Source organism: Rhizobium sp. 268 (assembly GCF_036571585.1).
In the GTDB taxonomy this organism is placed as follows: Bacteria; Pseudomonadota; Alphaproteobacteria; order Rhizobiales; family Rhizobiaceae; genus Rhizobium; species Rhizobium redzepovicii.
In genome coordinates this window covers 210,167-231,909 of the sequence record NZ_JAPPSO010000008.1, presented here as the reverse complement: position 1 = coordinate 231,909, position 21,743 = coordinate 210,167, and the positions used below count along the sequence as shown (strand labels likewise).

At 62.4% G+C, this 21,743-nt stretch carries 20 protein-coding genes; 4 read left to right on the top strand and 16 right to left on the bottom strand.

Going from position 1 to position 21,743, the window contains the following annotated elements; all coding sequences use genetic code 11:
* Position 1: 1 nt before the first annotated feature.
* The 5 genes from OS035_RS17640 to bcsN form a co-directional block, all read right to left on the bottom strand.
* Positions 2-2,407 carry a cellulose synthase gene (locus tag OS035_RS17640; RefSeq protein WP_097627123.1) on the bottom strand — a complete coding sequence of 802 codons (2,406 nt, stop codon included), beginning with the start codon at positions 2,405-2,407 and terminating at the stop codon, positions 2-4.
* The gene (locus OS035_RS17635; RefSeq protein ID WP_097627121.1) at positions 2,404-3,447 is read right to left on the bottom strand and encodes a glycosyl hydrolase family 8; all 1,044 of its coding nucleotides are present in this window, start codon (positions 3,445-3,447) and stop codon (positions 2,404-2,406) included. The genes OS035_RS17640 and OS035_RS17635 overlap by 4 nt, the downstream gene beginning before the upstream one ends.
* Positions 3,444-5,897, bottom strand: coding sequence for a cellulose biosynthesis cyclic di-GMP-binding regulatory protein BcsB (locus tag OS035_RS17630; protein ID WP_097627119.1), 2,454 nt, complete (start codon positions 5,895-5,897; stop codon positions 3,444-3,446). Before OS035_RS17630 ends, OS035_RS17635 begins: the two co-directional genes overlap by 4 nt.
* Complete coding sequence (gene bcsA, locus OS035_RS17625) at positions 5,894-8,086, bottom strand: UDP-forming cellulose synthase catalytic subunit (RefSeq protein WP_097627280.1); 2,193 nt, start codon at positions 8,084-8,086, stop codon at positions 5,894-5,896. Before bcsA ends, OS035_RS17630 begins: the two co-directional genes overlap by 4 nt.
* 109 nt (positions 8,087-8,195) lie before the next feature.
* Positions 8,196-9,182, bottom strand: coding sequence for a cellulose biosynthesis protein BcsN (gene bcsN / locus OS035_RS17620; RefSeq protein WP_097627117.1), 987 nt, complete (start codon positions 9,180-9,182; stop codon positions 8,196-8,198).
* Between the two features lie 326 nt (positions 9,183-9,508).
* Between bcsN and OS035_RS17615 the strand changes: the two genes are divergently transcribed.
* Positions 9,509-9,823 carry a DUF1236 domain-containing protein gene (locus OS035_RS17615; protein ID WP_097627115.1) on the top strand — a complete coding sequence of 105 codons (315 nt, stop codon included), beginning with the start codon at positions 9,509-9,511 and terminating at the stop codon, positions 9,821-9,823.
* Between the two features lie 148 nt (positions 9,824-9,971).
* Here the strand turns inward: OS035_RS17615 and OS035_RS17610 are convergent, their stop codons facing one another.
* On the bottom strand, positions 9,972-11,618 hold the full coding sequence (locus OS035_RS17610) for an ATP-binding protein (protein WP_097627113.1): 1,647 nt from the start codon (positions 11,616-11,618) through the stop codon (positions 9,972-9,974).
* A gap of 270 nt (positions 11,619-11,888) precedes the next feature.
* On the opposite strand from OS035_RS17610, the gene OS035_RS17605 reads away from it, so the two are divergent.
* Positions 11,889-12,236, top strand: a complete 348-nt coding sequence (locus OS035_RS17605; protein WP_097627111.1) for a response regulator — start codon at positions 11,889-11,891, stop codon at positions 12,234-12,236.
* 192 nt (positions 12,237-12,428) lie between these two features.
* Here the strand turns inward: OS035_RS17605 and OS035_RS17600 are convergent, their stop codons facing one another.
* From OS035_RS17600 to OS035_RS17575, 6 genes are all read right to left on the bottom strand, one after another.
* Positions 12,429-12,968 carry a MerR family transcriptional regulator gene (locus OS035_RS17600; protein WP_183781160.1) on the bottom strand — a complete coding sequence of 180 codons (540 nt, stop codon included), beginning with the start codon at positions 12,966-12,968 and terminating at the stop codon, positions 12,429-12,431.
* A gap of 150 nt (positions 12,969-13,118) precedes the next feature.
* Positions 13,119-13,457 (bottom strand): integration host factor subunit alpha, encoded by a 339-nt coding sequence (locus OS035_RS17595; RefSeq protein ID WP_003578475.1) that lies wholly within the window; start codon positions 13,455-13,457, stop codon positions 13,119-13,121.
* Positions 13,458-13,562: 105 nt separating this feature from the next.
* Positions 13,563-14,534: a beta-ketoacyl-ACP synthase III gene (locus OS035_RS17590; protein WP_037073922.1), complete on the bottom strand. Its 972-nt coding sequence runs from the start codon at positions 14,532-14,534 to the stop codon at positions 13,563-13,565.
* Positions 14,535-14,554: 20 nt separating this feature from the next.
* On the bottom strand, positions 14,555-15,601 hold the full coding sequence (gene plsX / locus OS035_RS17585; RefSeq protein ID WP_012557284.1) for a phosphate acyltransferase PlsX: 1,047 nt from the start codon (positions 15,599-15,601) through the stop codon (positions 14,555-14,557).
* A gap of 98 nt (positions 15,602-15,699) precedes the next feature.
* Complete coding sequence (locus tag OS035_RS17580; protein WP_097627106.1) at positions 15,700-16,254, bottom strand: YceD family protein; 555 nt, start codon at positions 16,252-16,254, stop codon at positions 15,700-15,702.
* Between the two features lie 10 nt (positions 16,255-16,264).
* Positions 16,265-16,870 (bottom strand): ubiquinol-cytochrome C chaperone family protein, encoded by a 606-nt coding sequence (locus OS035_RS17575; protein WP_097627104.1) that lies wholly within the window; start codon positions 16,868-16,870, stop codon positions 16,265-16,267.
* A gap of 186 nt (positions 16,871-17,056) precedes the next feature.
* On the opposite strand from OS035_RS17575, the gene OS035_RS17570 reads away from it, so the two are divergent.
* Positions 17,057-17,590 carry an outer membrane protein assembly factor BamE gene (locus tag OS035_RS17570; protein WP_097627102.1) on the top strand — a complete coding sequence of 178 codons (534 nt, stop codon included), beginning with the start codon at positions 17,057-17,059 and terminating at the stop codon, positions 17,588-17,590.
* Between the two features lie 91 nt (positions 17,591-17,681).
* Here the strand turns inward: OS035_RS17570 and OS035_RS17565 are convergent, their stop codons facing one another.
* The 4 genes from OS035_RS17565 to OS035_RS17550 all read right to left on the bottom strand — a co-directional run bounded on the left by OS035_RS17565 (position 17,682) and on the right by OS035_RS17550 (position 21,174).
* Entirely contained in the window at positions 17,682-19,820 is a 2,139-nt protein-coding gene (locus tag OS035_RS17565) for a sodium-translocating pyrophosphatase (RefSeq protein ID WP_097627279.1), read from the bottom strand.
* A 198-nt stretch (positions 19,821-20,018) separates the two neighbouring features.
* Positions 20,019-20,501, bottom strand: coding sequence for a transcription antitermination factor NusB (nusB, locus tag OS035_RS17560; protein WP_054181836.1), 483 nt, complete (start codon positions 20,499-20,501; stop codon positions 20,019-20,021).
* Between the two features lie 3 nt (positions 20,502-20,504).
* Positions 20,505-20,960 (bottom strand): 6,7-dimethyl-8-ribityllumazine synthase, encoded by a 456-nt coding sequence (locus OS035_RS17555; protein WP_097627100.1) that lies wholly within the window; start codon positions 20,958-20,960, stop codon positions 20,505-20,507.
* A gap of 46 nt (positions 20,961-21,006) precedes the next feature.
* Complete coding sequence (locus OS035_RS17550; RefSeq protein WP_165503913.1) at positions 21,007-21,174, bottom strand: hypothetical protein; 168 nt, start codon at positions 21,172-21,174, stop codon at positions 21,007-21,009.
* Between the two features lie 130 nt (positions 21,175-21,304).
* Between OS035_RS17550 and OS035_RS17545 the strand changes: the two genes are divergently transcribed.
* Positions 21,305-21,664, top strand: coding sequence for a hypothetical protein (locus tag OS035_RS17545; protein ID WP_097627098.1), 360 nt, complete (start codon positions 21,305-21,307; stop codon positions 21,662-21,664).
* The last annotated feature ends 79 nt before the right edge of the window (positions 21,665-21,743 follow it).

Genomic DNA, 21,743 nt, shown 5'->3' with positions numbered 1-21,743 from the left:
GCTAGTCGTTGACGTCGGGATGGGTGACGTTGCGAACGTCGGCCAGACCGCGGGCAGCGTCGCGGCTGCCGGTCGCGGCAGCGGCTTCGAAGATACGGGTCGCATCGCCATACATTTTGAGATTGAGGTAGCAATAGCCGCGCAGAACCATCAGGTCGATGCGTTCCTGCTGTAGCTGGGCGCGCTGATCGAGATAGATCAGGGTCTCGCGATAACGCCCGGCATCGAAGGCCGAAAGCGCGCGGTCGGCGAGGATCGCCACCTGCAGCTCAGCGGCGCGCTGGCGGTTCTGCGGCGCCTTGGTGGCGGCAACGGCGGCGTTGCTGGAAAGGCCGGCGCGCAGATAGGCAAGGCTCTGGCCGTAGGCTGCGTCTTCACGGTCTTTGCGGACCGGGCTCTGCAATGCCGCCTCGAAGGCCGAGATGGCCTCCATCGGCCGATTGATATCCATCAGGCACCAGCCGCGCGACAGCGCATTGGCCGGGCTGAGCTGACCCGCATCGAAGGTCGTCGAGCAGCCGCGTGTCTGGCGCGAACCGCGCGCAACGGTCACCGTCTGCATCGCCGGCCTTGCCGGGCGAACGGCCACATCGGGCTCCGGCTGCAGCGGGGTGCGGCGTTCGGCCGGAAGCGGCTCGGCCGCCGTGGCAGGGCGTTGCACCGGCTGCGTCGGCTGAACCGGCTGCTGCGGGGCAAGCGTGCCCTTCTCCGGCGGCACCGCGCCCCCATTCGGCATCAGCGATGAGGTGTCTTCGAGATTGATGATCCGGGCCGACCGTCCGGCCCAGGCGCGCTGAAGCTCGAGCACACCCTTGCGGTCACCCAGTTGCTCGCGGGTGACGACAAGGCCATAGGCCGACGGTTCGTCATCGGGCTTCCAGACGAGTGCGGTCTCGAACCAGCGCGCGGCGGTCTGGAACTGGTTGAGCGAGCGGGCATACCAGCCGAATTGCTGCGCCGTCGGCACGTATTTCCGGGCGATAACTTCGGCGGCGATGCGATGCAGCACGTCTTCGGCGAGATCGGCCGGGGGCTGCAGCGCCATCAGATTGGCGGTCGCGGCGAGATAGGTGGCGCTCGCATCGTCGGAATCCGCACGCCAGCGGAACATCACGTCCTCGGCTTCCTGAGGCGCCTTGCGGGCGATCAGCGCCAGCGCCAGCCCCTGCGAAGCGGCGGCCGTATCCTCCTTGGCGCGGGCGGCGCGGAACCACTTCTCCGCCTCAGGATCGTTGTTGCGGCGAAGCTGGTACCAGCCGAGCAGCAGCGCATCCGAGGCAAGCCCCTCGGTCCCGGCGAGTTTTTCGAGGCGGGCGACATATTCGGGCGCGATGGCGAGCTTCGGATCGTCATTGCCTTCGGCCATGAAGCGCCGGGCGAGATTGTCGCGGATCGCGTCGAATTCCTTGCTGCCGTCGGCAGCGGGCTTCTCCAGCGCCAGCAGCGCCTGCATCGGCTGGTAGGCAAGCAGTGTCGAGGCCTTTTCCACAGTCGCCTGCCGCTCGGCCGGATTGGGGCAGTTCTTCAGGATATAGCTGTAGGCGTCCTGGCCGCGCTGCTGCCTCTTCGTCTGGATGAAGGCTTCGGCGACACGCCAAAGGACGTCGACCTCGCTGCAGGTGAGCAGGCTCGGCGTTGTGGCTGCGATATCGACCACCGTCGCATATTGCTTGAGGTCGGAAGCATTGATGAGGCGGGCGCGGTCCTCGGCGACAGCGAGCCGCTCGAGCAGATCGGCCGGCGGCTGCCATCCGGCATCGGCTGCCTGACGGTCGGCGAGCGCCCTGCGCAGCTCGGCGTATCGGCCATCGGAATAAAGCTGCCACATGGCCTCGAGCTGTTTGTCGCCGTTCTGCGGCACGGCGAGCGGATCGGCCGGCGGAACCCAGTTCGGGTAGAGCGCCTGAAGGCGAGAGATCTCGGCCTGCAGGCGCACTTTGTCGCCGCGGCTGGCGAAATAACGAAGCGCGCTTTCATCGACAGCAGGCTGCGTCGGGGCGACGGCCTGCTGCGGCGCTGGAGGCTCGGACACGATGGCAGGCGTGACCGGGGACGGAGAAGCCGTCGGCTGAGGCGTGGGTTCTGGCGCGGATGGGGGCGCAGATTGAGGCGCGGCTGATTGCGGCGGTTCTGGCTGCTGCGCGACGGCATTCGGATCTGAAGTATCCGATGCCGATGGCGGCGGGGACGTGATCGCCTCGATCTTGTCGGCGACGAGTTGCGCATTGAATTCGGAATTGCCGGCAGCATCGTTCGGCTTGATACGGCCCATCATCATCAGTTCCGGCGCCGGCTTGCCGGCAGAGCCAAGGCCGAACCTTTCCTGCAGAGCGGCACGGTCCTTCAGTCCGGTGACAAGGCTTGCCACCACCACTGCCGCTGAAACCGCCACGAGAGAAGACTTCACAGACACTCCGGATGCTTCTCCCCGATATAGGCCAGCCCCAGCAGTTGAAGGGTGGACGGATAATAGAGCGCAGGGGCAAACTGCAGCGCCGAACTCGGCAGCCTGGTCCCATCGACAACACAGGCCACAACATCGTTAACAATTCGATAACCGGGGTCCGACAGCACGGTCTTCGGCCGGCCGGTGGTCAGATCGATCGTGGCGGGAACGCCGTCTTGCGACATCCCCTTTTGCAGGCGGACGAGCAGTGCCTTATCGGTGATGCCGCCGCGGGCGAGATATAGCGGGATGCGGATGGCGTTGTAGCCGAATTCGGCGTCGAACCCCTCTGCCGGCCGCGGCTTGTCGTGCAGGCTCACCCATTCGGCAGGAAGCTTGCGCGGGCCGAACTGCATCGTCTTCAACAGTTCCACGCCATCGTCCGACAGTTTTTTCCAGGCATCCGACGGCGCGAGCGCTGCCATCACCGGGATCGCCTCATAAATCCAGTAGGACGGGTTGACGACCGGACCATCGTCGCGGTCGCTGCCGGTAAACCCTTCGGTTCCCGGCATCAGCAAGGTGCGGCCCTGCGAGCTGCCGACGGTTTCGGCAAGCAGCGCCTGCGCCATGCGGGAGGCAGCGAGGATATAATCTTCACGTTTCCATGCCGTGCCGGCAAGCGCCAAAGCATAGGCGATCAGCATGTCGCCGTCGGTGGCATTGTTGGTGTCGGCCACGTGCGGCTTGACGTTCGGATCCCATTTCCAAACGGCCAGGCCGTCGTCGCGCAGCAGCAGCTCGGTGCGGGTAAAATACCAGATCTGCTCGAAATCGGCGGGGCTTGCCGAGAGATAGGCGAGCAGCAGGCCGTAGCCCTGCCCTTCGCTGTGGCTGATGTTGCCGTTGCCGTTGTCAACGATGCGGCCGCTCGGATCGAGAAACTTCGCCTTGTAGGCCGACCAGGCGTCGGCATTAATCATCGCCTGCTGCGCGGTAGCCGGCAGGCCCGGTGCAACCGCGACAGAGGCCGCCAGCAGAAGCGCGCGCCACCGCCTCATTTCGACCGGCCCAGCTTCTTCAGCATCGTCGACGTGGTGACGCCGATCAGGAGCACGAAGACGACCAGCAGCGAGGCATAAGAGAGGATATTCGTCGACAACCAGTTGGCGGCGATCAGGCGATAGTTGGCGATCGACCAGGGCGTCGACGGCACGAAATCGAAACGGGTGACGGGCAACGCCTCGATCTTGCCGGTCTTGCTGGAATAGGTGGTGATGTGGCCCGACAACTGCGGCCAGTTCAGCTGCGAGGTCAGAACCTCGACCCCTTCACGCAGATCCTTCGCCGATGGCGCCGCCACCACGGTCCAGGAGCCCGCTCCCGCGGGGCTGGAGCCCTGGGCCACCAGAAGCGAAGCGGTGTTGGGCGGCGTAAAGATTTCCTCGGCGCCCGGCACGAATTGCAGCGAGCTGCGGGAAATATCGAAATTGCGCCACAGCCACTCGCGGAAGGCAATCATCCGGGTGCGAAAGACACCGCCGCTGACCTTGGAATTCCATTCCTCGAAGGCCGTACCGGTGTCGACGACGCCCGTCTGCGCATCCGTCACCGGACGCCATGAGGCCTGGCTCGCCGTTGCTATATTGGTCTGCGACAGCGCAGTTGTCGGCATCTGCGAGATCGAGCCGATGAAGATCGCGTCACGATCTCCGATCGTATTCGGCGAGGCAACGGTTTCCACGGGGATCGGATGGCCGGCCATGATCGCCATCTGGCCGAGCAGGGTCGCGGCGGCCGAAAGCGTGTCGGCGTCGACGCGGTCGATGAACAGCGGCATCGGTTCGGTGGCCCGGCCATAGGGATAGGCGGTGCCGGCCATGGCGGCCAGATTCGGCCGCTGACCGACGCGGGCGAAATCCGGCATCTGCAGCTCTGAGGTATCGAACAGGGCAAAGCGGGGATTGGCGCCGGCTGTCGCGCCAGGCGCGCAAGCCGCATCGTCCTTGGTCATCAGGATCGCCTCGATCGCCACCGTATTCAGGCCGGGCTTGACGTGCCGCATCGTCACGCGGATCGGCAGATGGCGCAGAATGCCGCCTGTTGTCGTGGTGATCGGCACGGTGGAGGCGATATTGTCGTTGACGTAGATATCGATGTGGCTGCCGGGCAGGACGTTGTCGGTATAGGCGGCGTCGAGCAGCACCTTCGCCTCGCCATAGGCATTGGCATAAAAATCCGCCGGCACGGCGATGTTGAAGCTGGTCCGCAACCGCCGGCCGGAAAATTCGGTGGTCTTCACGCCGAGCTGAGACAAAGCGATGTTGGTATCGGAAAAGACCAGCGGCGCGTTCGGCGCGCTCCAGCGTTCGGTGGTCAGCACGTCGCGGCGGATATCTGCGGATCTGTCGGTCGGGGAGACGATGGTATCGATCGCCGATGAGACTGCCGGCCAGGACGGGCCGCTGATCAGAAGCACCGGTGAGCCGCTGCGCGGATCGGTGACGAAAGCGGCGAGTGCCGCACTTTCGGCGCCGGGCGGCAGGCCCGGAAAGAGCGGCCGCAGTTCCGCCGCGGTACCGACGAGCACACTGAGCTTACCCGGCCCGCCGGCCGGAAGCGAAGCAGTGCTGAAGGCAAAGACCTGGTTCGGCATGCTGCTCAGCACGGAGAGGCCCTGCGCCAGCCGCAGTAGCGGCTTGGTGGTGCCCGGCTGCTCCAGCGCCGGGACGACGATGTCGAACTCGGTCTTGCCGGCGCCGTCGACGCCGATGGCGCGGATCGCATCGGCGCTCGCCGGCTCTGCGGCATCGCTGCCGGCAAAGCTCAGATAGGTTCCGGCCGGATCGATATTCGACCACAATTCATAGGTCGACTGGATGCTGCAATCGGTGCGGTGGCGCTGGGCGGCTTCGAAGGTAACGACATTGGCGCCCGGCTGCAGCAGGCCTGGCGGAACCGCGAAGGTGACGGCCGACGGGCCGTCCGGCGAGCCGACGCGCTGCTGGCCGATCGGGCGATTGTTGAGATAGACGGTCAGCGCCGAGGCCTCAGGCGCGACGACGATCGAATTCTGGTAGGCGAAGGTGAAGCTCGCCTTTGCGGCCGCCTGTTCCTGCGTCAGGTAGACGGACCATGACCGCCGATCATATTCACCGCTGAGACCGAGCTTCGAAAAGGGAACGACATAGCGACGGATACTGTTGGGGCGCTGAACCGGAGCCGTATTCGCCGCCGCGGCCGGCTGCAGCGCCGGCTGAACGGCGATTGCCGGGGGAACCGGTGTAGGAGCAGGAGCAGGTGTCGCCTGGGGTGCCGGTGCCGGCAATACGGTAACCGGGGGCGTGACGGGAACCGGCGCAGCCGCTGCCGGCGGAGCCGGCGGTGTCTGTCTCGGGGCAACGGCGGCGCCGGGCGGACGCTCCCCGGACATGTCGAAGGGTGCCGTCTGCGCCTGGGCGAAGGCGGAGGCATTCAGCAGGAAAAGCGAGGCAGCGACGATGCTTCTCATCCGGCGTTGACCTTTGCGGCCTGCTGCTGGGCTTCGCGTTCCGGCCGCATACTGCGGAAGAAATAAACGAGGCCGCGGCTCGTCTGGTAGAACGACAGACCGAGGAACCAAATGGTGCCGCGGATCAGGCCCGGATTGCGGCGGCGCGAGGCCTGGAACTCGGTCCACTGGCCCGAGTTGGCAAACATCAGGTCTGCGATCAGGCGGTGGTCGAGCGCGCTTTTCGGCACGTACTGGCAGCCGACATTGCTGATGTCGCCCGACGGCTCGATGTTGCGGACGATCAGCGGCAGGGTTTCCAGTTCCGCACCGCTATAGGGCCGGAAGCGGATTTCACCGAGGGCACCGACCAGCATCTCGTCGAGTTGCTTGTTGAAGATGTGGAGCCTGGCGCCATGGACCGAGACGTCCTCGATCGAGGCGGTATACCACTTGCCGTTGGCGCCGAATTCGCAGCGCCGGTTGACGCGGACGCGGCGGGACAAGGCGCGCTCGCCGCGCTCGGACACGACACCAAGCGCGCAGCCGGCCATGATCAGGTTGATGAGGTTCCAGCCGCCGACGACAAGGGTGACGTCGGCCTTATAGGGCTCGGCATAGATTCTATAGATGGTGATGACGAGCGCGATGATCTGCACCGCAAAGATGACGAAGAACGGGCGGCTGATCTCGGACAGGCGGCTGACGGCGATCGATTCGTCCTTGGCGGTGACCTTGAAGGTCGGCTTCCTCGGATTGAGCATGACGGAGATGACCGCCGGCAGCAGATGCACAGTCTGAACATATTCGTAGAGTTCGGAAATCCATGGCCAGCGGAACGACCCGTAGAGGTAGTTCTGCATCATCAGGTTCACCAGCATGTAGGCAAGCGTATAGGCAAGGAACTCGCCGCCGGAGGCTGTGAAGATTTCCAGATCGAAGAACAGGTAGAAGAGCGGTGCAAACAAGAAGATCGTGCGCGGGAACGGGAAGAGCCAGAACAGCGTGGAGGACATGTAGCAGAGGCGCTGCGGGATCGACAGGCCGCGTTTCAGCAGCGGGAAGCGGAAGCGCAGGATCTGCATCATGCCCTGCGCCCAGCGGCTGCGCTGGCCGATGAAGCTTGCGAAGGTGGCGGGCTGCAGGCCGGCGATCAGCGGCTTGTCGACATAGATGCTGTTCCAGCCGCTGCCGTGGAGCGCTAAGGCCGTCTCGCAATCCTCGGTGATGCTGATGCCGGAAAAGCCGTTCTGGGAGTCGAGCGCCCTGCGGCTCAGGACCGCCGCCGAACCGCAGAAGAAGGCGGCGTTCCATTTGTCGAGGCCGCGCTGGATGATGCCGTAGAACATTTCGTTCTCGCTCGGCATCTTGTCGAAGGTGCGCAGGTTGCGCTCCAGCGGATCGGGATTGATGAAGAAGTGCGGAGTCTGAACAAGGAAAAGCTTCGGGTCGTCTTCGAAGTAGCCGACGGTCTCGAGCAGGAAATCGCGGGCCGGCGCGTGGTCGGCATCGAAGACGGCGATGAGTTCGCCAGTCGAATGTTTCATGCCGTTATTCAGATTGCCGGCCTTGGCGTGCTCGTTTCGGTCGCGCGTGAGATAGCTGACGTCGAGGTCTTCGCAGAGCTTCTTCAGCTCGATATGGCGGGCAGCGGCGGCCTGGGCTTCGAGCAGCTTGCCGGAATTTCGCTTCTGCAGGGTGCCGCCATCGTCGAGCAGCCAGACATGCAGCTTTTCGGCCGGATAATCCATGGCCTTGGCGGCCGCCAGCGTGTTGCCGAGAAGCCCGGCATCCTCGTTATAGGACGGAACGAAGACATCGACATGCGGCAAACGCCCGGGATTGGCGGCGCGCGAGGGGCGCGGCGGCAGCGGTGTGGCGACGATGAACAGGCTCAGCGCCAGCATCGCGACGCTGTACATTTCGGCGAGATAGAGCAGCAGGCCGGGAATGAAATTCTCAGGCTGGTTTACCGGCGGCAGGGTGTTGGTGGTGCGCCAGTAGACATAGCGCAGCACGATCGAGGTGCCGAAGGCGAGCGCCACCAGGCGCCAGGTCCCCTCGCCCTTCAAGACCTTGATCAGCGCCATCACCGTCACCACCGTGATGCTGGTGATGAGCTGGGTCTGCAAGTTGACCGGCAGCGTGATCAGCACGATCAAGCAGAGCGAAACCACGGCCCATATGAAGACACTGCGGGCTTTGCGCATCGACGTTCCTTCGAAATTGCTCAACCGGACACCATCGGCGCTCCGGGCATGCTCACTAGAACGGGCATGATGTCGTCCGAAAACCGCTCACACTTTTCGGCATCATGCTCTATCTCCGGCAGGCGGCCGTCATGGCCGCGTCGCCTATGCAGTCTGGCGAAGGCACGGTGACGCCGATCGCCCTTGCGGATTGTTCGACCGGCTGTTCGGGCGGCGCGGCTGCCGCATCCGGCATCACCCTCGCCTGCGGCGCCTCGCCGGGCAGCGGCACGCGCGGGCCGATGGGCGCGGGCATCGGTGCGGCGCCCGGTGCCGGGGTCGAAGCGTTGCGGGGCAGAACCGCCCGCGGCCGGCTGATAATCGCGGGCGCCGGCTCGTAGCCGATCGGCATCGGGCTGGCGCGATAGCCGCCCTGGTCAGGATAGATCGGCGCGCCCGTGCGGCCGAGCGCAACGTCGGCCGGCGGCGGATTGCCGTAGGGATTCCAGATCACCCCGTCGAAAGTGCCCGATATGGTATAGCCATAGACGATGCCGAGCAGTTGGCGTTCGCTGGCATTCGCGTCGCAGAGACGCAGGCGCAGCTGGATCATGCCGAAATTGCGCGCCTGGGTGTTGGCATTGACGCTCGAGCGGATCTGCTGCCAGGCATAGATGCAGGTGTCGCCGCCACGGCTGCGGCCGGAGGCGTAACCAAAAGGGCCATAGCTGTTCTGCAGAAAGGTCGCCGACGTCGCCATGGGCACGCCGGGGGCGGAGCGCGCCACTTCGCGGGCAATGCCGCTCTCATTGATCATGCTGAAGCCGGCATTGCCGGTGCCGGGGTTGGCCCCGGACGCGCCGAAAAATTGGACCTTCAGGAAGTTCTGGCCGGGCACGGAGGATGAGGTAAACAAGGAAACCGTCTGCTCGACGCCGTTGCCACGCTTGCGTTCGACCACGCTGACGATCGACGGGCCGCCCGGCGGCGGCAGGACCAGCGCCTTCTCGGGCGCCACGGTCTCCGGCCCGGAGGGCTGGCGGACACCGCCTGTCGACGTGCAGCCGGCCATCATGCCCGCCACTGCCACCAGCGATATCGTCATCCGCAAACGCATGTCTTGAGCCGCCGCAATCGTCTTTCCAGATATCCATCCGCAAACCGAAACGCGACGGACCTTCGAATCAACGACCACGCGGCCGTTCACAGGGTATAAATCGCCAACATGGTTAACGAAGCGTAAACGGCCGACCCTTGATGCCGTTAAACGAACCCGCGCTGACCGTGATTCGGACAGCTCAACCGTATGGTGCATAAATTGATTTAGCAACACCTTAACTGCGCTGATGGCGACTGTCTTGTGCCACGATGAAAGGCCGGCGGGGAACTATGCCGCATGGCCAGCGTTGCCTCGGTGTCCAAAGTTAAAAAGGAGAACATCCCATGCGCAAGATCATGCTGGCTGCGGCCGCCATGCTGACCATCAGTTCCACCGCCTTCGCGCAGAGCACCGTCATCGTCACCGATCCCGCACCGACCGGCTCCGTCGTGTTGCCAGGCGAAGTTCGCACCTATGTCATGGAGCAAAATACGCCGTCCGTCGTCTATGACGGCGATATCGCCGTCGGCGCGACGCTGCCCGATACCGTCGAAGTGCACACCGTGCCGAATATGGACGGTTATGGCTATACCGTCGTCAACGAGCGACGCGTCATCGTCGAGCCGAAGACGCACCGCGTGATCCAGGTCATCGAATAAGGCGATCGGGGACAGAGGACATGTTGCCGCCTGGAACAGGATGATTTTAGGCTCGGTTGGCCTAAAATCCAAATCCTGTTTTAAATTAAAGAGTTAGAGCATGATGTCATGAGAAAGCCGCTCACACTTTTCGGCATCATGCTCGGCTTCACGTGCTCTCATCTTCCATTTTCGCCGGCACATTCAGAAGTTCGCGGATCTTGTGGGCTAGCTGCTCCAGGCTGAAGGGCTTGGCGAGCAGGGAGACGCCATGATCGAGCACCCCGTTATGGACGATGGCATTACGGGTATAACCGGTGGTGTAGAGGATGCGGATCGCCGGCCATTTTTCCTGGACGATATCGGCAAGCTGGCGTCCGCTCATTTGCGGCATGACGATATCGGTGAAGATCAGGTCGACCTCCCGATTTTCTTCCAGAAGCAGAAGCGCCTCCATGCCGCTTGCCGCCTGCAGCACGGTGTAACCGAGCTCATGCAGGCTTTCGGCGGTCATGATGCGGACGTTCTCATCATCTTCCACCACCAGGATCGTATCGTTGACGCTGCCTTGGGGAATAGGCTGGGCGCCAGCCGCATTCAACCTGGCGCTCATCGCGCCGACATGCCGGGGGAGATAGATCTTCACCGTCGTACCCCTGTCGATCTCCGAATAGATCTTGATGTGGCCGCCGCTCTGCTTGATGTAGCCGTAAACCTGGCTGAGGCCGAGACCGGTGCCCTTGCCGGGTCCCTTGGTTGTGTAGAAAGGGTCGAATGCACGCTCGATCACGTCAGGCGACATGCCGGTGCCGGTGTCGGTCATGCTGACCATCACATATTGCCCGGCATCGACCTCCGAATGCATGCGGGAATACCGCTCGTCGAGTTCGGTATTGGCGGTCTCGATGGTCAAATGTCCGCCGCCGGGCATGGCGTCGCGGGCGTTGACGGCAAGGTTCAAAATAGCGTTCTCAAGCTGGCTCAAATCGGCAAAACTCGGCCAAAGGCCGCCGGCAAGCACGGTCTCGATCCGGATCTGCTCGCCGAGTGTACGCCGCAACAGCTCGGACATGCCGCCGACGAGCTTATTGAGATCGATCACCTCAGGGGCGAGCGGCTGCTGGCGCGAGAAAGCGAGCAGACGCGCGGTCAGGACCGCGGCACGCTGAGCGCCGTCTTTGGCATTCTGGATGGAGTTCAGCACGCGGGGATCCTCATGCCCGGTCATGCGTCGCTGGGCAAGATCGAGGTTGCCGATGATGATCGCCAGCATGTTGTTGAAATCATGGGCGACGCCGCCTGTGAGCTGACCGATCGTCTCCATCTTCTGCAGCTGGCGCACCTGCGCCTGTGCCGCGGCATTCTCTTCCATCTCGTGCCTGAGTTCGGCGGTGCGCTGGACAACCGTCTGTTCGAGGCGCGTGTTGAAACCGTTGAGCTCGTTGCGGAGGCGGCTCTGCCGGCGATGCGCGATGATGATCATCTCCATCAGCCCGATGATGATCGCCGCATTGATGAGATAGGTCGACAGCCCAACCCATTGGCCGGCGCTGACCGGCCAGAAGATATTGTGCGGCTCGACGAAAAACTGCTGGACAATGAAAGCGGCAAGTATCGCCGCGACGAGGCCCGGCCCCGCGCCGCCAATGAAACTCGCCAGCAATATCGCCGGGAGGAAGCTCAGAAAGGGAAAGCCGGAAAGATAGTCGCTGGCGGCAAGCCGCAGAAGAAACGTCAGGCCAACGAAGGCAACGGCCAGCGGATATGTATAACCCGGCCTGTGACGCAGCCAATCCGTGGCACTCAGCAAATCCATTCCAGACCCCTCCTTACGGCGCTGCGCCTTATCAGACGCGCAAAGAGCGCCGTAACACTTTGAATTGCTGCAGAGTTTTATCCCAAAATCGATTCCGATTGAAGGAATTATGCAGTTGCCGTTGCGCAGGCGGCGTCCCAGCTTTTACACATGGAATTTCACCCGGCAATATGCTGTTTCTCGCACTGCCGGGCACGACGGCTTGACGAGACATGCCAGGAGTCCACATAAATCCGCATGCCCGGCAAGGGGAAATGGGTGGACGCGAACATGAAAGACATATTCATCGTCGAAGACGATGCGCTGATTGCCATGCTGCTCGAGGACATGCTCGCCGATCTCGGCTACCGGGTTTGCGCCAGCGCGCCCGATCTCGAACGGGCGCTGGCAGCCGCCAGGGATACTGAATTCGACGCTGCAATTCTCGACGTCTCGCTTGCCGGGCAGAGCTCGCTGCCGGTCGCAAACCTGCTCGACGAACGCGGCAAACCCTATATCTATGCAACGGGATACGGCGCCGCCCCTGCCGGCAGCAGCCCGAGCACATTGCCGGTGCTGCAAAAACCCTTCCAGCTCAGCGAACTCGAACAGGCGATGAAGCGGCTTACCGAAGTCTAAAGCGCGTCGCGATCTTTCAGATTCGCTCCTTGCGCTTTGTGTCTTTGTTTTACGCATGTCGTTGCGGCAAAAGCGCTTCGCGCTTTGCTTGGGAAACCGCTGTACACTTTTGCGCGACATGCTTTGAAGCGTCTCGCCCGGAGCCGTGCGGCGATCCCGGGATAACGACATGCATAAGAATAAGAGTTCCGGTCAGCGCACCTGATCGAGCAGACGCTTGCATTCCAGCAGGTCGTAGAGCGCCTCCTGCAGCAGCGCCCTGTCTTCCTTGCCAACGCTCGACTTGCCGATCGAGACTTCCTGCTCGTCCTCGCCAGCCACAAAATTGAAGAAGCGGCGGGTAATCGGCGGCTTGGCGCGGCCGACAATCTGGTCTTCGTCGGCCATGCCGACGCGCGGTTCCCCGGCGGCCGCCTCCTGCACGCCCGAGGCAAGCGCCTCGACGCTGGCGAGATCGCCGTGGCCGACCGATATGACGAACTTGTTGCCGTTGGTTTTCAGAAGCTTCTGCACACCCTTGATCGTATAGCCGTGATCATAGAGCAAATGCCGGATGCCCTTGAGAAGATCCACATCCTCGGGCCGGTAGTAGCGACGGCCGCCGCCGCGCTTCATCGGCTTTATCTGCGGAAAACGCGTTTCCCAGAAGCGCAGCACATGCTGCGGCAGATCAAGATCGTCTGCGACTTCGCTAATGGTGCGAAAGGCATCGGGGCTCTTGTCCAACGTCATACTGCTACGCGACCTCGTGGCTCGATCTTACGGCGACTCATCGTATTTCAACGGTTTGGCGCCGACAATTCAAGTCATGTCTCGACGTTGCGCACAACGCAGGACGGTGCGAAGGGAGAAAATCGCCGTTTCGAAACGGGAAGCCGATGATCAGGAGGCCGGATTCTGCGGCTTCAGCTTGACCTTGCGGGCGACATGCGCCTTGAGGATGCGCGTCTTCAGCACGTTCGACGCCTTGAAGGTCATGACCCGGCGGGGAGAAATCGGAACCTCTTCGCCGGTCTTCGGGTTGCGGCCGATCCGCTCGTTCTTGTCGCGCACCTGGAAGGTGGCGAAGGAGGACAGCTTGACGGTTTCACCACGCACGATGGCGTTGCAAACTTCGTCGATGACGGTTTCCACAAGTTCCGCAGATTCGGTCCGGGAAAGCCCGACCTTGCGGAAAACCGATTCCGCCAGGTCTGCTCGCGTCACTGTTTTTCCAGTCATGGTTTCCCCGCCCATTTCAAATATTTTGTGAAATCGCGCAAAGAGTATTTGTCTTGCGCCTTACGGTCAAGCTCTTGTTCGCCGCCAGTTTTTTTGGATTCGTGCCTACCAGCGCAGCAGAACGGCGCCCCAGGTGAAGCCGCCGCCCATCGCTTCGAGCATCACCAGGTCGCCCTTCTTGATGCGGCCGTCGCCGGCAGCGGTCGCAAGCGCGAGCGGGATCGAGGCCGCCGAGGTATTGCCGTGTAGATCGACGGTGATGACGACCTTCGCCGCATCGATGTTCAGCTTCTTGGCCGAACCGTCGATAATGCGCCGATTGGCCTGATGCGGCACCAGCCAGTCGAGATCCTCGGCGGTGGTCCCGGTCGAATCGAAGGCAGCCTGGATGACATCGGTGATCATGCCGACGGCGTATTTGAAGACCTCGCGGCCTTCCATGCGCAGCTTGCCGACGGTACCCGTCGTCGATGGCCCGCCATCGACATAGAGCTTTTCCTTGTGCGAGCCGTCGGAGCGCAGATGCGCCGTCAACACGCCACGATCGGCAACGGTGCCCTCGCCTTCGGTCGCTTCAAGCACGATCGCACCGGCGCCGTCGCCGAACAGCACGCAGGTGGTACGGTCGTTCCAGTCGAGAATGCGTGAAAAGGTTTCAGCGCCGATGACGAGAACGCGCTTGGCTAGGCCGCCGCGGATGTAGGCATCCGCCGTCGTGACAGCATAGACGAAACCGGTGCAGACGGCCTGGACGTCGAAGGCGAAGCCGTGGCTCATGCCGAGGCGGTTCTGGATGTTGACCGAGGTTGCCGGAAAGGTGTTATCAGGCGTCGAGGTGGCGCAGATGATCAGATCGATATCGGCCGGCGTCAGGCCGCCATTGGCAAGGGCAGCTCGCGCGGCGGCCTCGCCGAGCGAGGCCGTCGTCTCGTCATCGCCGGCGACATAACGCTGGCGGATGCCGGTGCGCTGGACAATCCATTCGTCCGACGTGTCGACGATCGCTTCCATGTCACCATTGGTCATCACGCGCTTCGGAAGTGCGGCTCCAAACCCGCGAACCACTGAACGGATCATATTCGATTGAACCCCATTGCTCATGCAGCTTCCGGGCCCATTGGGGGCAGCCGCTTGGCATGATATTTCTTAAGATCGTTTTCTATTTTCTGATTGAGGCCGTTCTTGGCCATGTCGTAGCCGACTTCGATGGCTGCGGCGATGCCTTCGGCATTTGCCCCGCCATGGCTCTTGATGACGATGCCGTTCAGGCCGAGAAACACACCGCCATTGACCTTGCTCGGATCGAGCTTCTCGCGAAGCATGTCGAAGGCGCTTTTGGCGAAGAGGTAGCCGATGCGGGCGAGCAGCGTGCGCGACATGGCAGCACGCAGATATTCGCCGATCTGCTTGGCGGTGCCTTCGGCGGTTTTCAGCGCGATATTGCCTGAAAACCCTTCGGTGACGACGACATCGACCGTGCCCTTGCCGAGGTCATTGCCCTCGACGAAGCCGGAATATTCGAGCGAATCGATATTCGCCTCGCGCAACAGCCGGCCGGCCTCCTTGACCTCTTCCTGGCCTTTCATCTCCTCGACGCCGACATTTAGCAGGCCGACCGTCGGCCGTTCGACCTCGAACAGCGCCCGCGCCATGGCGCCGCCCATCAGCGCAAAATCCATCAGCTGCTGCGCATCTGCGCCGATCGTCGCACCGACGTCGAGCACGATGCTCTCGCCTTTCAGCGTCGGCCAGATCGCGGCGATCGCTGGGCGCTCGATATTGGCCATGGTGCGCAGACAGAACTTCGCCATTGCCATCAGCGCGCCGGTATTGCCGGCCGAGACCGCGACATCGGCCTCCCCCGTCTTCACCGCCTCGATCGAGCGCCACATGGTGGAGATATAGCGGCCGCGGCGCAGCGCCTGGCTCGGCTTCTCACTCATGCTGACGGCAAGCTCGCAGTCGTGAAAGACCGATTTTTCCTTGAGCTTCGGAAACTTGGCGAGAACCGGATCGCACTGTTCCTTGAGACCGTAGAAAACGAAGGAAATATCCGGATGCCGGTCGAGCGCCTTGGCGGCGCCGGGGATGACAACCTGGGGACCAAAGTCGCCACCCATGAGGTCGAGAGATATTCTGATCACGCGTCCCTGATCCTTCTTTTCGCCGAGGGCGAAATTTCGGCCAAAATACCGGTTTTGGCGTCGCTTACAACTGAATTATGTCAAATGCCAGAGGCGCTTCAGTCCTTTTTCCAATCCTTGAGGGCCGCGAAAGCCGAAGGCTTTTTGTCCTCCTCGCCGCTATCTTCGATATGGCCGGCGAATTCGATGCCCCCCTTGCGCGGATAAGGATCGATCGCCAGAGCGGCGAATTCGGCAACCACCTCGCCGGCATCAATCGTATCGCCGACAAAGGTCTCGGGCAGATCGGGACCGTCGGGATCGAGCAACATCTCGCCGGTATCATTGCCAGCCTGGCGGGCAAGCTTGGAACCCTCCGGCACGAAGATCTGCTCGAAGCTCTCGTCGATGGCGGATTCGACCGGCTCCAGCGTCACCACGCAGGATTGGACGATCTTCGCCTTCACGCGGCCCTTGATGCGCACGCCGTCACGCTTCCAGCGGGCAATCTGCAGATCGGCGCTGAGATCATCGACGGAGACGACGTTCCAGCTCTCGGCAAGCGCCGTCAACTCGTTTGCGTCGGCCTCGACATGAACCTCGACGGGGTTGGCCGAGATATGGCCTACCTTGACTCGATAGGAGAAGGGAACATCGTCCCGATCGTTCTTCATGATTTCCTCCTCAGGCGACAGGTGGGCGGGCGACCGGCGGCAGCGTCGCCGAACCGGTGGCGATCTCCTCTTCGGCAAGCGCCGACAAATGCGCTTCCGCGGCCATCATCCAATGGGCCAGGCCGGACATATCGGCCGGCACCGGGCTTTCCGGATAGATATTGCGCGCGAGGGCGAGCGCGAGCGCTTCGGCATCGCCGGTGTCCATCGCCTTCGAATAGGCTTCGAGCCGGCCGTAAAACATGCCGGCGAGCTTCTTCATGCGCTTCGGCACGCTGTTGTCACCGATGCCGAGTTCGCGGATCGAATAGTCGATATCCTGGAAGAAGGCGTCAACGATTTCCTGGGCGATCTCCTGGCCGCTGGTGGCGGAGCTGCGCGTGCGGCGAAAAAACAGAATCATGGCGATCGACAGCATCTCGAAACGGCCCATGACCGTATCCGGCACATTGAGCCGCTCATAAATCTCTGGCATGCGGGCGCCCGCCGTCAGCACCGCATATTGCCTGTCGACGATTGCCTGATTGTTGTTTTTCTTGCGGAACAGCCCGAAGATCATTGTTTTTTCCGGAAATGCCTCATTCTTCACGCTGGCCGGCCTCTGGCCTTGTTGCATGATTTCGAAAGCTGGTTTACCGAAGCAGGCGCGAATTGCAATGCCGATCGTGGCCAGTTTCGGGACGACGCCCTCGATGCGTCAGCGAAGCAAATCGGGATAGTCGACCCGGAATGGCCACAATGGTTTTGCAGGAGGTAAAGCGTGCAAGGCCCAAATGGCTGCTATCGATACTTTAGGGAGTAGATGTCGTTGAAGAAACGGTATTTCAAGTCTGACGTGAAACTCTTCAGCAGTGCGGCCATTGCCCTTATAATCGCCTCCACATCCGTTCTTTCCGGTTGCCAGACCGGCACCGTGCTCAATGGCGGATATGTCGCCGACCAGCAGTCGCTGAACCTCGTTCCGGAGGGCTCGAGCCGCGAGCAGGTGCTGCTTTCACTCGGCACCCCGTCGACGACGGCGACCTTCGACGGCGAAGTCTTCTATTACATCTCACAGCGGCGCACGCGCTCGGTCGCGTTCCAGAAGCTGAAGGTCGTCGACCAGAGCGTCCTGGCGATCTATTTCGACAAGGACGGCGTCGTCAGCCGCCGCGCCAACTACGCGCTTCAGGACGGCAAGGTGTTCGACACGATCGGACGCGTCACGCCGACCGGCGGCAAGGAACTCACCTTCCTGCAGCAGATGCTTTCCGGCGGCAGCGCTGCGAGTGCTGCCCGCAGCCTGTTCGGCGGCGGCGCCGGCGGCACGCCACAGAATCCGAGCAGCCTGCGCTGATCAGCTACAGACCTCCGATAAAAAACCCGCCTTCCGGCGGGTTTTTTGTTGTCAGGTATGGCACCGCGGCGAACCGCGGTGCTTGGATGTATCAACCGGCGAGAACAGCGAGCAGCAACAGCGCGACGATGTTGGTGATCTTGATCGCCGGGTTGACGGCGGGGCCGGCCGTGTCCTTGTAGGGATCCCCGACGGTGTCGCCGGTGACCGACGCCTTGTGCGCATCCGAGCCCTTCATGTGACGTACGCCGTCCTTGTCGACGAACCCGTCCTCGAAGCTCTTCTTGGCATTGTCCCAAGCGCCGCCGCCCGATGTCATCGAGATGGCGACGAAGAGGCCGTTGATGATGACGCCCAGCAGCGATGCGCCGAGAGCGGCGAAGGCCGAGGCCTTGGAGCCGGAGATGAGCAGCACGCCGAAATAAACGACGATCGGCGCCAGCACCGGCAGCAGCGACGGCACGAGCATCTCGCGGATGGCGGCCTTGGTTAGAAGGTCGACCGCCTTGCCGTAGTCCGGCTTCTCCGTGCCCTGCATGATGCCGGGCTTTTCCTTGAATTGACGGCGCACCTCTTCGACGATCGAACCGGCGGCGCGGCCGACGGCGGTCATGGCGATGCCGCCGAAGAGATAGGGGATTAGGCCGCCGAACAGCAGACCGGCGACGACATAGGGGTTCGACAATTCGAACGAGATTTCGCCGATATTGGCGAAATAGGGATACTGGTCGCCATGCGCCGCAAAATACCGCAGGTCGTTGGCGTAAGCGGCAAAGAGCACCAGCGCGCCGAGACCGGCCGAGCCGATCGCGTAACCCTTGGTCACCGCCTTGGTGGTGTTGCCGACGGCGTCGAGCGCGTCGGTCGACTTGCGCACCTCAGGCGGCAAATGCGCCATTTCGGCGATGCCGCCGGCATTGTCGGTGACCGGGCCGAAGGCGTCGAGGGCGACGATCATGCCGGCAAGGCCGAGCATGGCGGTAACCGCGATGCCGGTGCCGAAAAGGCCTCCGAGCTGGTAAGTGGCAAGAATGCCGCCGACGATGACGATGGCCGGCAGGGCGGTCGATTCCAGCGAGACCGCCAGGCCCTGGATGACATTGGTGCCATGACCGGTGACCGAGGCCTGAGCGATCGAAACGACAGGACGCTTGCCGGTGCCGGTGTAGTATTCGGTGATGACGACGATCAGCGCGGTGACGACCAGGCCGACAAGCCCGCAGACGAACAGGTTCGTGCCGGTCACGTCGGCGCCGGCGACTGTGCCGAGCGAGCCCCAGCCGACCGTCAGCGAGGTGGCGGCGCCGAGACCGACGATCGACAGCAGGCCGGTGACAATGAGCCCCTTGTAGAGCGCGCCCATGATCGAGCCGTTCGAACCGAGCTTGACGAAAAAGGTGCCGATGATCGAGGTGATGATGCAGGCGCCGCAGATCGCCAGCGGATAGATCATCGCCGACTGGAGGATCGGGGCGCCGGCAAAGAAGATTGCGGCGAGAACCATGGTGGCGACGACGGAGACCGCATAGGTCTCGAAAAGGTCGGCGGCCATACCGGCGCAATCGCCGACATTGTCGCCGACGTTATCGGCAATCGTTGCCGGGTTGCGCGGATCGTCCTCGGGAATGCCGGCTTCCACCTTGCCGACGAGGTCGCCGCCGACGTCGGCGCCCTTGGTGAAGATGCCACCACCGAGACGGGCGAAGATCGAAATCAGCGAAGCGCCGAAGCCAAGCGCCACCAGCGCATCGATGACTTCGCGCGAGCCGCTCTCATGGCCGAGGCCGAAGGTCAAAATCGTATAGTAGATGGAGACGCCGAGCAGTGCGAGGCCCGCCACCAGCATGCCGGTGATCGCACCTGACTTGAAGGCGATGTCGAGGCCGGCGGAGAGGCTGGCGGAGGCCGCCTGGGCGGTGCGCACATTGGCGCGGACGGAGACATGCATGCCGATGAAGCCGGCAGCCCCGGAAAGCACGGCGCCGATCAGGAAGCCGATGGCGGCCGTGGCGGAAAGAAGCAGCCAGGCTGCGATGAAAACAACGACGCCAACAAGGGCAATGGTTCTGTACTGGCGGGTCAGATAGGCCTGAGCGCCTTCGCGGATATAACCCGCGATCTCCTGCATGCGGCTATTGCCCTGATCGGCGGCAAGCACCGACCGGGTTGCCCAGGCGGCATAGACCACCGAGAGCAGACCGCATGCGATTACGCATAAAAGAATCGTCATTTCGCTCTTTCCTCCCATAGGCCGGAGCTCACTCCTTCTCCGGCAGATACGCCGCCGAATCGCCTTCCTCTCCACAGAAATGCCACAGCTAAGCGGTGCGGAGATTGCGTGGTCGATCACGTGGCGTCAAGACCGCAACGAGCGAAAACCGTTGCAGTGCGAAGAAAGACTTAGGGAGATTGTTTGGCGGCTAAAGACTTACTTCTTCGTGTCGCCGCGAACCTGCTTTGCAATGCGGTCGAGCACCGCATTGACGAGCTTCGGCTCGTCGTCATCAAAGAAGGCCTGGGCGATCTCGACATATTCGGTGACGATGACCGCCACCGGGACGTCCTTGCGGTCGGTGATCTCGAAGACGCCGGCGCGCAGGATGGCGCGCACGGTGCTGTCGAGGCGCGACAGGGCCCAGTCATCCTGCAGGGCTGCGGCGATCAGCGGATCGAGACGGGTCTGATCGCGCACGACGCCGGAGACGATGGAACGGAACCAGCCGGCATCGGCCTTCAGATAGGTCGCGCCGTCGAGTTCCTGGCCGAGACGGTGCGCCTCGTATTCGGCGACGATTTCCAGAACGCCGGTCCCGCCGACATCCATCTGATACAGTGCCTGAACGGCAGCAAGACGGGCAGCGCCCCGCTGGTTTGCAGTCTTGACCGGCCGTTCCGTCTTGTCGTCATTCATTCGTTATGCACCCAGTTTCTGCTTCAGCTCGATCATCGTCAGAGCGGCGCGAGCGGCAAATCCGCCCTTGTCCTTGTCCGAGCGGCGCGCACGCACCCATGCCTGTTCGTCGTTCTCGACGGTCAGAATGCCGTTGCCGATGGCAAGGGACTCGCTGACCGCAAGATCCATCAAAGCGCGCGAGGATTCGTTCGACACGATATCGAAATGATAGGTCTCGCCGCGAATGACCATGCCGAGCGCGACATAGCCATCATAATGCGTTCCGCCATTGTCGTCTCCATCGAGCGACATGGCAATCGCCGCCGGAATTTCCAGTGCGCCGGGAACGGTGACGACCTCGAAAGTGGCGCCGGCCTGTTCCAGTGCGAAGGTCGCGCCTTCGAGCAGGGCGTCGGCCATGTCGTCGTAGAAGCGGGCCTCAACGATCAAAATATGGGGAGCGGTCTCTCTCGGCATGGTTCACCTTCGTTTTGTGGGGCGTTTTCCACTCGGCAGCCCGCGGTCAAAACATGCCTTCACCAGAATGGCAAGCACTTTCGCCCGATGCCGCAAACGCCAAAGAAGAAATATCCGCAAGGGGATAGCCGCGCCGCGCCTGCACTGCTCGGCACGCTTCTCGAAGCGGTATTTCCGGATGCCTGGAAAACGGCAATTCGAAGGCGGATTTCATGAACAATTCTTAATGGCTTTTCAGTGTGTTAGCATATTGAATCGCGAGGAAGAGAGTGCCAATTCCATGGCGTGACAGACGATCCCCTGCAACGACAGTCGACCGTCAAAGCAGATGAAAGGATACAATCATGAACCGCGTTGTCACCATCAGCATCGCTGCAGCCCTCTCCTCCCTCGTATTTGCCGGCGTCAGCCGAGCCGAAAGCCTCGGTATGAACACCGCCCAGGGCATCGAGCAGACACTCCGGACCTTCCACGGCAATGATTTCAACGTCGAGCAGGTCCATAACTGGCGCAACCTCGACGACGAGGATACCGGGCCGCGCTCGGCGCCGGAACGTTCCGGCCAGGCCGTGCACGCCATTCAGGCCTCGATCGACGCCAACAGGTCACTTGCCCACCGGCTCAACAACGAGGGCGTCGACGTCCGCAACATCGTAAATGCCGAACAGGCAGCCGACGGAAGTCTGACCTTCTACGTCCGTTGACGCTTCAGCGCATCGCGGCCCCTTCGGTGCGCGGCGCTCAAAGCATGGGCGGCGGTCTCCTCTCCGCCCATGCCTTTCT